The organism is Marinomonas sp. HM11-D, assembly GCF_057626615.1.
Genome location: NZ_JBMMKT010000021.1, coordinates 19,383 through 28,879 on the forward strand (window position 1 = coordinate 19,383; position 9,497 = coordinate 28,879).

13 protein-coding genes and 1 pseudogene are annotated in these 9,497 nt (G+C 42.7%); 9 read left to right on the forward strand and 5 right to left on the reverse strand.

Annotated features, from left to right (window positions below; all coding sequences use genetic code 11):
- From ACOSVP_RS17860 to ACOSVP_RS17870, 3 genes are read right to left on the reverse strand one after another with little or no spacing between them, the layout of a single operon-like run.
- Entirely contained in the window at nucleotides 1-180 is a 180-nt protein-coding gene (locus ACOSVP_RS17860) for a S24 family peptidase (protein WP_487348837.1), read from the reverse strand.
- 15 nt (nucleotides 181-195) lie between these two features.
- Nucleotides 196-504, reverse strand: a complete 309-nt coding sequence (locus tag ACOSVP_RS17865; RefSeq protein ID WP_487348838.1) for a type II toxin-antitoxin system PemK/MazF family toxin — start codon at nucleotides 502-504, stop codon at nucleotides 196-198.
- Nucleotides 498-737 (reverse strand): AbrB/MazE/SpoVT family DNA-binding domain-containing protein, encoded by a 240-nt coding sequence (locus ACOSVP_RS17870; RefSeq protein ID WP_487348839.1) that lies wholly within the window; start codon nucleotides 735-737, stop codon nucleotides 498-500. The genes ACOSVP_RS17865 and ACOSVP_RS17870 overlap by 7 nt, the downstream gene beginning before the upstream one ends.
- 271 nt (nucleotides 738-1,008) lie before the next feature.
- Here ACOSVP_RS17870 and ACOSVP_RS17875 point away from each other — a divergent pair, with 271 nt between their 5' ends.
- Nucleotides 1,009-2,295 (forward strand): tyrosine-type recombinase/integrase, encoded by a 1,287-nt coding sequence (locus tag ACOSVP_RS17875; protein ID WP_487348840.1) that lies wholly within the window; start codon nucleotides 1,009-1,011, stop codon nucleotides 2,293-2,295.
- A gap of 39 nt (nucleotides 2,296-2,334) precedes the next feature.
- Here ACOSVP_RS17875 and ACOSVP_RS17880 read toward each other — a convergent pair whose 3' ends face one another.
- Both ACOSVP_RS17880 and ACOSVP_RS17885 read right to left on the reverse strand, forming a co-directional pair.
- Nucleotides 2,335-3,021: an HNH endonuclease family protein gene (locus tag ACOSVP_RS17880; RefSeq protein WP_487348841.1), complete on the reverse strand. Its 687-nt coding sequence runs from the start codon at nucleotides 3,019-3,021 to the stop codon at nucleotides 2,335-2,337.
- A gap of 111 nt (nucleotides 3,022-3,132) precedes the next feature.
- Entirely contained in the window at nucleotides 3,133-3,333 is a 201-nt protein-coding gene (locus tag ACOSVP_RS17885; RefSeq protein ID WP_487348842.1) for a hypothetical protein, read from the reverse strand.
- 270 nt (nucleotides 3,334-3,603) lie between these two features.
- Here ACOSVP_RS17885 and ACOSVP_RS17890 point away from each other — a divergent pair, with 270 nt between their 5' ends.
- From ACOSVP_RS17890 to ACOSVP_RS17925, 8 genes and pseudogenes are all read left to right on the forward strand, one after another.
- Entirely contained in the window at nucleotides 3,604-4,377 is a 774-nt protein-coding gene (locus ACOSVP_RS17890) for an endonuclease/exonuclease/phosphatase family protein (RefSeq protein ID WP_487348843.1), read from the forward strand.
- Nucleotides 4,378-4,480: 103 nt separating this feature from the next.
- Nucleotides 4,481-5,059 carry a class I SAM-dependent methyltransferase gene (locus tag ACOSVP_RS17895; protein WP_487348844.1) on the forward strand — a complete coding sequence of 193 codons (579 nt, stop codon included), beginning with the start codon at nucleotides 4,481-4,483 and terminating at the stop codon, nucleotides 5,057-5,059.
- Nucleotides 5,056-6,057: an HNH endonuclease gene (locus ACOSVP_RS17900; RefSeq protein ID WP_487348845.1), complete on the forward strand. Its 1,002-nt coding sequence runs from the start codon at nucleotides 5,056-5,058 to the stop codon at nucleotides 6,055-6,057. Before ACOSVP_RS17895 ends, ACOSVP_RS17900 begins: the two co-directional genes overlap by 4 nt.
- A 203-nt stretch (nucleotides 6,058-6,260) precedes the next feature.
- Nucleotides 6,261-6,830: a recombinase family protein gene (locus ACOSVP_RS17905; RefSeq protein ID WP_487348846.1), complete on the forward strand. Its 570-nt coding sequence runs from the start codon at nucleotides 6,261-6,263 to the stop codon at nucleotides 6,828-6,830.
- 471 nt (nucleotides 6,831-7,301) lie between these two features.
- Complete coding sequence (locus ACOSVP_RS17910; RefSeq protein WP_487348847.1) at nucleotides 7,302-7,763, forward strand: ribonuclease H family protein; 462 nt, start codon at nucleotides 7,302-7,304, stop codon at nucleotides 7,761-7,763.
- A gap of 795 nt (nucleotides 7,764-8,558) precedes the next feature.
- Nucleotides 8,559-8,714, forward strand: a complete 156-nt coding sequence (locus tag ACOSVP_RS17915; protein WP_487348848.1) for a KilA-N domain-containing protein — start codon at nucleotides 8,559-8,561, stop codon at nucleotides 8,712-8,714.
- A gap of 167 nt (nucleotides 8,715-8,881) precedes the next feature.
- A pseudogene (locus ACOSVP_RS17920) lies at nucleotides 8,882-8,995 on the forward strand (KilA-N domain-containing protein); the annotation flags it as partial.
- Nucleotides 8,982-9,377: a KilA-N domain-containing protein gene (locus tag ACOSVP_RS17925; RefSeq protein WP_487348849.1), complete on the forward strand. Its 396-nt coding sequence runs from the start codon at nucleotides 8,982-8,984 to the stop codon at nucleotides 9,375-9,377. The pseudogene ACOSVP_RS17920 and the gene ACOSVP_RS17925, both read left to right, overlap by 14 nt.
- Nucleotides 9,378-9,497: the final 120 nt, after the last annotated feature.

The following is a 9,497-nucleotide window of genomic DNA, read 5'->3' on the forward strand; positions in this document are numbered from 1 at the left end:
TTATATTATCGGATGACCAGACCAGATAACGCGGTCTATGATCTTTAGTGTGTTGAGGCCGGCTGATGCAATGACGATGTCGCCGTAGTTCTTATTATCTGATGTGATTGCCACAGTGCCATTGAGTTGCTTTTGCACTCGTTTAACAAATAGCTCGTCGTCATTGGTCATAGTGTTCATGTCCTTATTAATCGCTTAAGCCAGCATCTGCAAAAGCGTATCGTGCCATTGTTCTAATGGAATGTTACCAAGCTGTGATTTAAGGCGCTTTTTATCCACAGTACGTATTTGGTCCAATAAGATGCGACCGGGTTTTCCGTCTAAAATGATTTCTGGGCGACAGCCAAGGGGTTGGCCTTTGGAGGTAATTGGGGCGATGATGACTCTGGGGAGTGCTTGATTCATATCGTCCGGTGAAATCACCAAGCAAGGGCGTGTTTTTCGAATTTCGCTGCCAACGGTTGGGTCGAGTTCTACCCAATAGACCTCGCCGCGCTTTACCATTCCCAATCCTCTTGTTCCGACTCTAAGTCTTTTAGGTCCTCGAGCGGCTCGTCGTCTTTGCTGGCATCATAGTTTTCAAACCAGCCTTGGCGTGGTTGCTGGCTAGGTTTTAAAACGAGTGCACCATTTTCAATCGTCATCTCGACCTCATTATCGAGGTTAAGTGCCTCAATCATATGAGCAGGGATGATAATGCCTTTGGAGTTACCGATTTTGCGAAGTGTGGTGTGCATGGAGCGAAACCATAGGTAATAACAATGTTATTACAAGTATAGTGAAGCTTTAAGCTGGTTGCAATTTGTACAAATAAGCATTTTGATTATTTTTAGCAGACACAAAAAAGGCCGCTTATTGCTAAGCGGCCTTTTTTAGACGTCTGGTGGAGATGGGGGGAGTCTAATCTATACCGCCTCAAGTCTCTGAAAGTGTTGATTTTTATAGCTTATCTTATGAAAATGTGGGGGTAAAACGTGGGGGAAACCAGTTTATTTCAGGTACATCGAGATGAGCTATTTAGAGAAAAAACGAAACCTATACTACGCGGTTCTTAAGATTCCTAAAGAACTACACGAACACTTCGGAAAGACCAAATTTTCAAAGAGCACTGGCGAAGCAGACAAGCGCAAAGCTACGCACATAGCCATGGGATTTGTCTCAGAATGGAAAAGACAGATTGATATGGCAAGGAAGCTGGCGCTGGATCACGAGACGCAGTTTGCCATAAGTTTAAGAAAAGAATTGGAGAATGCCAGCAAAAGTAATGATGACCCTTTAGTTCTCCATGAGGTTGTGATTGATCTGGTTGATAAGCTAAGAATGCAGGGGGACTCACTTAAAGCGGAGAAGATTGCGAACATCGCTTTTGGCAGTGATGTGATACTAGCTGAGCATTACGATGCTTGGGTCGCTTCGATAAAGAGTCCGAATGTAAAAACTCGAAGTTCTTACGCTAGTGTAGGCCGAGAAGTCATGCAGTATTTCCCAACCGTAAAATCCATAGATCCAAAGTCTGTAAGGGAATGGGCTAGGTTAATGGTCGAAGGCAAAGGGATGTATTCAGAGGTGCTCTCGAAGTCCAGTATTGAAAGACGCTTTCGAGTGGCTAGGAGCTTTTGGATGTACCTTGAGTACAACGATCTTGTTCCTCTCGACTCCTGTCCGTTCAAACTTCCTCGTTTTGTAGCGGAAGCTGAGAAGAAAAAAAGAGCACAACTACTTAAGACCAAAGGCAGGTCAGAAGAGCGTCAGCCATTTGAGCCCCATGAGCTTGTGAGCATTTGGAGAGAGGCATCTAAGAATGACCAGCAGTTGGCTGATCTGGTTTACTTAGGAATGTACACAGGCTGTCGTATTGAGGAATTGTGCCAGCTCAAAGTGGAGTCATGCAGCGAGTCTCTTATCAAAGTGACAAGCAGTAAGACCAAGGCAGGCTATCGAGATATACCTGTGCATCCTGAGCTGAAACCACTGATGAAAAAGCTTTTAGCTGAGTCTCGAGACGGCTACTTGCTTTCAGGTCTCAAGGCTCCTCCTAGTACAGGGGATAGATCAAGTGCTATTGGCAAACGCTTTGGAAGGCTTAAGAAGCGGATGGGCTTTGAGGGTGATAAAGTGTTCCACTCGATTCGTAAGACAGTAGCTACCTTGCTAGAGAATGCCAATGTGCCAGAGAACTTATCTGCTCAGATTATAGGGCATGATCATGACACGCTAACCTACGGGCTTTACTCAGGCGGCTATAGCTATGAGGCGAAGCTCAATGCGATCTCGAAGATCAGCTACCCGTTTTAGTTCGTCAAGCTGGTAGGCTAGCGGTTCGTTGGTCTGCCTCTATTTCAAGCCATACTTCAAGACAATCCTTTGGAAACGAGCTTTGTACTGCTCCTGATTCTTCGGGGGCAGCCACTCATCTGGGCCACGGTCACTTTTTGAGCCGTTTAAAACGCCTTCTACAGCAATGATATTGATTGGGTCATTAGCGAACTCTATACGTTTAGCTCTAGTCCAAGAGTTAGCACCATGAATCCATGCCCACTTTAGAGGTACTACATGATCAATCTGAAGCTTGGATGCATCAGTAATGATGTCTCCGGTAAACATTGATATCCATCTACCTCTAGTTACTTTGCACTTCTTGGAATCTTTGAAGGTCACGGGGATTGTAGACGAACTGATCAATAGTTCATGTCTAGTATTCTGACAGTCTTTGTCATCGTCATTCCAGCCATACCCAAAATGATCACGGTCATAGACTGAAGGTAGTAACCCCTTAGACTTAGAAGAAGCTGACGGGCTCTGAGAAGGGCTTAAAGACTGGCCTTTAGGCAACCTTCCCCCGCTAGCGAGACAGGCTTCAATCGTCTCATACGCAGTGAAATTCTTTGTTCGAGAGTAGAACTCAGTGTTTGGTCGATGACAGATTGATGATTTTGACTTCTTTACTGGCTGCTCTGCCCAAGCTGGTTGGAAGAGGCATAAAAGAATGAGTGATGATAGCAGAGTCTTCATGAGTTGCATTGAGTGTCTTCACAGTTGTCCATAGGTGCGACCTGAGTGTAACCAATTGAAGAGCCTAGGGTAAGCTTCGAGAGTGCCCAGCGGTAAGACACTCCCGTAAGTCTTAGGTACTTAAGCAAGTCTTGACGGTGCAGGGAGCGTTAGCATATCTGGTGATAGTGTCCGTCCTGTTGCCTTAAGAATGGCGTTGAGTCTATCTTGTAGATCCTCAAGGTTGTCCACTAACAGGTGTTGCTCTTCGTGTGGCGCTTGTGAGATGTCTTCGATACTGATGGCACTAAGCATTGAGAGTAGGGACTCTAGTTTGTTCATCTTGTTCCTCCTTGAACATAGCAATGAGAGTTGAGTCTAGAAGGAGAGCTTGAGCTGTGTCTTGATGCAGATCATTTGTTGATCAAGGGCGATATTTTTACGACAAATTTTTGAGCCCATATACGAGATATGCAACGGCAGTTTCCCCCCATAGCCCTACCTTCAAAGGAATCATTTACATTGGGGTGGGCACATCTCAGTAGTCATGATGCGGAGACATAATGAGCTCTAAAGTTCATACTTGTTGGGAGTTTTAAACAAGGAAGGCTTATGAAGATTGTTACATGGAATTGCAGCGGTGGGTTCAGGAATAAGCTTGAGCATATAGATAAGCTAAAGGCAGACATCCTTGTGATACAGGAATGTGAAGACCCATCACAGTCTTCCAAGGCTTACCAAGAGTGGGCTGGTAGTAATTACCTGTGGAAAGGAGAGTCCAAAAATAAAGGGATAGGTGTCTTCGCTAAGAATGGTAATACTGTTCAGCTACTCGATTGGTCGGGTTCTTATGCAATTGAAGGGCTTGTAAGTAAAAGCACAACACTTGAGTGGAGTTCAAAAGAACTAAGGCTCTTCCTACCTATCTTGATCAATGAACAATTTACTTTGTTAGGTGTGTGGACAAAGGGCGGAAGAGATGATGTCTTTGGTTATATGGGGCAGTTCTGGAAGTTCCTACAGGTTCATAGACGCGAGCTTTCTGGACAAAGAACGATTATTGCTGGTGACTTCAATAGCAATGTACGGTGGGATAAGCCTGACCGTTGGTGGAATCACACAGACGTTGTTAATGAACTAGGAGAGCTTGGAATAAAAAGCTTATATCATCATACGTTTGGCGAGGAGCAAGGCAGTGAATCCCGCCCTACTTTCCACCTTCATCGCAATTTAGAGAAGCCTTATCACATAGACTATGTCTTCATCTCGAAAGATATGTTGGGTTCATCAAGCCTAGATATGCCTTATGGGGATTGGCTTAGTGTCAGTGATCACTACCCTTTATGTGCGTTTATTATGACTCGTATAGAAGGTGTATGCTGTTAAAACGTGAGTTTAGGGACAAATTTACTGCCTAGTGTTATCTAGTACTCTTGTAAATTTTCTTGAGAAAATATCATTTCTTTGATTTATACAGTTAGGTGGCAGAATGAATTATTACGACTCTAATGCCAAAGAGTTTTTTGAAGGAACAGTTCATGTTGACATGGATAAGCTTTACAAAGAGTTTATCCCTCTTCTTCCTGATGGCGCTTTGATACTTGATGCAGGCTGTGGTTCAGGTCGAGACAGCAAAGCATTTAAAGAAGCTGGGTTTTCAGTACATGCCTTTGATGCTAGTGAAGAGCTTATTAAATTCGCTTCAGACTTGATTGGTCAGGAGGTTGAGTTGACTACTTTTCAAGAGTTTTCGTCTGACAATTCATATGATGCTATTTGGGCTTGTGCATCACTACTACATGTTCCAGCTGATAGTTTACCAACTACTTTTAAACACTTAGCTGAACATCTCAAATTAGATGGCCTGTTCTATTGCTCTTTTAAGTATGGAGATAATGAAGTTGAAAGGAATGGGAGAAAGTTTACAAACTTGAATGAAAAACTACTCTTAGATGTAATTTCAAATGCGGGATTGTCAGTAATGAAAACTTGGGTTACGTCTGATTTGAGAGAAGGCCGTAGCTCAGAAAAATGGATTAATTCGATCTTACGGAAGATGAAGGTATGAACTTCAGTGATGAAGATTTTTTTAAGGGAATAGTGTTGTATGGACTCAATGCTGCAACGTATAAGATGGCATTGGCTAAATTATTGCTGAGAGCAGCTAAAAGTAATCAAAGTGAGCTGTCATGGGGAGAGCTCTCTGAAACCTACTTTGACTTATATATGAATCGGCTATTGGAAGATCCGATGCCACAGCAAAGTAACCCGATGCGTTTAACTAAAATGGAACGCATTGTTCAAGAATATCGGCTTGGAGCTATTACAAGGCCTGAGGCCATTAGCAAAGTCGCTGAAACTGCGTTTGTCGATGTTGTGCCTCGCTTCCAAACAATTGGTAGTGATAAGAATATTGTTAAAGACCACTTTTACGAAATTGAGATGGACAAGCGGTTGCGTCTCAAAGACTCCTTATTGCAATTCGAGGGTGAGCAACTTGATTCACTTGAGAGCGAAGTAGATGCTCGTTGGGGGCTTCTTGAAGGAGCCTTTAGTATCAAGCAGTCTGGATATCAATTAGCTAATGACATTAGAGAGACCTATATCAAGAATGGGTACAGTCGAAAACCTTTGACCCAAAACATCCCTTTTCTAGCAGGCTACCAAGGTAATGTCTGTTTTTTCTGTAGTGAGAAAATAGCTCCGAGTGATATTCATGTCGACCATGTTCTTCCAAGACAAGTTGTTGAGCATGATGAAATTTGGAACTTAGTTCTTTCACACAGTAGCTGTAACTTACTTAAAGGCGATTGGTTAGTAGGCAAGCATTTCATTGACAAGCTAGTTAAACGTAACGAAAACATTATGGGGAGTAATCATCCATGGAAATCAAAAATAAGCGATGATTTAGGGAACTCACCTTCCATGAGAGCAAAAGCACTTTATGCACATTATGAAAACACTAGAATAGTCTTAGGCAATTCTTATTGGATGGGGGCTGAAGGCTACAACCCGTCTACTGATCCTTTCTTTAGAAGTCTGATAACAAAATTGAATAATCACTGATTATCAAAAAAACTGGTGATATAAGTCCGCTACGTAGAACATTAAAATAAGTAAACCCACAAATAGTATGAGGTGGCTCATAGGGTATACCTTTTGATCCATCCCAAAGATCTAGCTAAGAGGGTGGCTCAAAGGTGTTGACAAGTCTTTGATCCATTCTAATATATTGAGCCATACCTTTTGATCTACCTTATGGAGGGCTTATGGCTACAGTCGCATACGTTCGTGTCAGCAGTGACGGTCAATCAATCGAGAGTCAGAAACATCAGATTGCTCAGAAGCACAACATTGATAAGTGGTTCGCTGATGATGCTGTCTCAGGTGTTATCAAGTCATCAAAGAGAGAGGGCATGAGGGCTCTCCTTGAGTACGTTCGTGAGGGCGATACATTGATCGTCAGTGCGATTGATCGCCTTGGTAGGGATACGATAGATGTACTTGAGACTGTCGATCTGATGCAATCTCAGGGCGTCTCAGTGGTGTCTTTACGTGAGGGCTTTGACCTATCAACACCTATCGGTAAAGCCATGCTTACCATGCTGTCAGCAGTAGCAGAGCTAGAGAGATCGAACATCAAGGCTAGGCAGATGGCAGGCATCGAGAGAGCCAGAGCTGAAGGCCGTAACTTAGGGAAAGAGAAGGTCATTGATGATAATGCTGTCGCTTCATGGAGGTCTTTAAACCAAGCCTCAATCAAGGCCACAGCTGAGCACTTTGAAATCTCTACAGCATCAGTTAAGAGGGCTTGTAGTCGGGCTAAGAGTCAGGCTTAGGGTTATAGTCTAAAGGCTATTGATTTGCTTCTTACAATAGTTTCTTCAATTTGGGGACACTCTAGGGGAAAAAGCACAGCTTCTAGCCGTACCAGCAGGTCAATCTTAAAGATTATCTTAAGGTGGTCTTAGAGTGGATTAATCATCATTGATCATAGATGGATGAATAATCACGGGGGGTAAGGGGGGAAATCTTAAGGTCTATCTATAAGATAATCTTAAGGTCTACCTATAGATATACATATAGATCAGGTGGTACGGATAGATAAAGTGCTAACTAATGATGGTCTCTAGCTTCTGATATTCATTCTTCATCATTCATGTGTTAGCTCGTAAGTTCAGCTTTTTCCTCACATTCATCATTAAGTATTAGTCAGCAATCTCACTAACAAACGGTCAATTGGTACGGGAGAGAGTCCCTATGTCCAGCTTGTTCTTGGGTTTGCTGTGATTGAATAGAGGATTCTCGATATGTGTTCAAAAGTAGAAGTTTATGCTGATGGGTCTTGCCTTAAGAATGGTCACAGTGATGCTCTTGGGGGGTGGGCTTATGTCATTAAGGATGGAGAGCATGAGGTCATAGCTAATGGTCAAGCTGAAGGGGCTGCCACAAGCAACAGAATGGAGCTGATCGCTGTTATTAAAGCTCTTGAGGGGCTTTCTAGATGCTCCTCTCAAATCACAGTCTTTGTGGATAGCCAATACGTCAAAGAAGGCTGTGAACAATGGCTGCATAACTGGAAGAGGAATAACTGGCTAACCAGTACCAAGAAGCCAGTAAAGAACCAAGACTTATGGGAGCAGCTAGACGCCCAGCTAGAAGCATTAGATGTGAGTTTTGAAAAGGTGAGAGCGCATTCTGGCCACTCTATGAATGAACTTGTGGATCTGCTTGCAAGACAGGCTGCTCATGGGAAATTTGTAGAAGGATAAACTTAGATTTAAGCAAGGAGGCTGACTTTACTAAACTTCGGGGGCGCTCTGATCAGTTGCCTTTTATTCAGTAGCAGTTTTTTTAAAGTAATATTCCTCTTCGGTCTTTTGTTGCTAGAACGGTGATCAAGGAGCACCACAAAAAAACCAATGAGAAAAACACAGTTAGAATCATAAGGAACTACATCTATATTCACGTTCTCTCCGAAGAAGTGCACCTCATGTAATGAGTCAAGTTTCTTCATATTGAATGTGGAATACATCGCCCTCAATCCTCTATAGCGAACTATCGATTTCAGGTATTGCTACCTACCGTACTTTCAACTGCATGAGAGCATTAACAACTCTCGATGTTGATAAGTTTATTTACTGTTAAGTGCTTGTCGTACAGAAGTCATTGCTGAGCTTGGCCTCAAGTTGAGACCCAAAGAAGACAAGTGTTTACTACTCATAGTCACCTCCATCGATTGTCCAATTGCATACAAATTTTAAGAATCTGATTGCTCCTCTTAGAGCCTTCACCCTTCGAATAGTCTTAGGGCTGTAAGCTACTTCTATGTAGAGGAAGTACATTAGTGTGATTTCAGTTTTAACTTTACGGTAAACATCCGCTAACCATTCTCTTAGATTCATGAGTCTCCATAAATCGAGAAGTGGCTAACACTTAATCAGTCAGCACGTTCGCTCTATGCCGACACTACAGATAGTATCATGGTGGTTACTAAATGACCTAATTGGGCATTTGAGACTGACATCGGATTAAAAATTAAAAGTTTAACTGAGCGAATTAGCTCAATTAAACCTGTAGAAGCTAAGGCTGGACGAAACGGTGGCACATTCGTGTGCAAAGAGATGGTATATGACTACGCAATGTGGATTAGCCCAGAGTCCTTGGTTTTGCATATTACGCTTAGCAATCCGTCAAGATGTAGCAGGCCGCTACTGCCTTAATGACTTGTACAAAGCTTCAGGCGGTGCAGAGAAAGATAAACCTTATCGTTAGTTGCGCAATGACAAAACAAAAGAATTATCAGGTTGTTTAGAAGACCGAGGACTAACTTCTAAAAGAGCTAAATACCCAAAAATGGGTAATTTAACCTGTAGAAACCAAAGCAGGCCGTTATGGTGGCACGTTCGTGTGCAAAGAGTTGGTCTATGACTACGCAATGTGGATTAGCCCAGAGCTCAAGCTAAAGGTTTTGCCTATTACACTTAGCAATCCGTCAAGATGAAGCTGGCCGTTACAACCTAACTGATCTACACAAAGTGGCTGGAGGTGATAACGTACACCTCCCTAGCCAATGGCTTCGCCTGAAACAGACTGCTGAATTAATTAAAACTCTAAATGTGCAAAAATGCAGAGTTAAACCTGTGGAATCTAAAGCTGGTCGCTATGGTGGTACTTACGTGTGTGAAGAACTGGTCTACGACTACGCAATGTGGATTAGTCCTGACTTCAAGCTGAAAGTTATCCGAGCGTTCCACACCTTGAGTCTGCAAGGTGTATCTTCCCTATGCCTGTATCATGATACAGCCCGATCGAAAAAAGTTTTCTCTCAAATTGTCCTACTCAAACACAAGCCCAAAGACAACCAAACGCTTACAGTCTGCTAGCTAGAGATCTATGCACTTGTTCATTAGTTGCGATAGTGGATATAAGTGATTGATTTTTAAGTATTTATTTATTTTTTATCATGTGATAACTCTTAGTTTCTCCTAAAGATCAACGAGGTG

What these genes read in the sequence shown, in the direction of transcription:
- ACOSVP_RS17875 (WP_487348840.1), top strand. Translation starts at nt 1,009, where the DNA reads ATGAGCTATTTAGAGAAAAAACGAAACCTATACTACGCGGTTCTTAAG.
- ACOSVP_RS17885 (WP_487348842.1), bottom strand. Translation starts at nt 3,333, where the DNA reads ATGAACAAACTAGAGTCCCTACTCTCAATGCTTAGTGCCATCAGTATC.
- ACOSVP_RS17905 (WP_487348846.1), top strand. Translation starts at nt 6,261, where the DNA reads ATGGCTACAGTCGCATACGTTCGTGTCAGCAGTGACGGTCAATCAATC.
- ACOSVP_RS17870 (WP_487348839.1), bottom strand. Translation starts at nt 737, where the DNA reads ATGCACACCACACTTCGCAAAATCGGTAACTCCAAAGGCATTATCATC.
- ACOSVP_RS17860 (WP_487348837.1), bottom strand. Translation starts at nt 180, where the DNA reads ATGAACACTATGACCAATGACGACGAGCTATTTGTTAAACGAGTGCAA.
- ACOSVP_RS17865 (WP_487348838.1), bottom strand. Translation starts at nt 504, where the DNA reads ATGGTAAAGCGCGGCGAGGTCTATTGGGTAGAACTCGACCCAACCGTT.
- ACOSVP_RS17910 (WP_487348847.1), top strand. Translation starts at nt 7,302, where the DNA reads ATGTGTTCAAAAGTAGAAGTTTATGCTGATGGGTCTTGCCTTAAGAAT.
- ACOSVP_RS17900 (WP_487348845.1), top strand. Translation starts at nt 5,056, where the DNA reads ATGAACTTCAGTGATGAAGATTTTTTTAAGGGAATAGTGTTGTATGGA.
- ACOSVP_RS17895 (WP_487348844.1), top strand. Translation starts at nt 4,481, where the DNA reads ATGAATTATTACGACTCTAATGCCAAAGAGTTTTTTGAAGGAACAGTT.
- ACOSVP_RS17890 (WP_487348843.1), top strand. Translation starts at nt 3,604, where the DNA reads ATGAAGATTGTTACATGGAATTGCAGCGGTGGGTTCAGGAATAAGCTT.
- ACOSVP_RS17880 (WP_487348841.1), bottom strand. Translation starts at nt 3,021, where the DNA reads ATGCAACTCATGAAGACTCTGCTATCATCACTCATTCTTTTATGCCTC.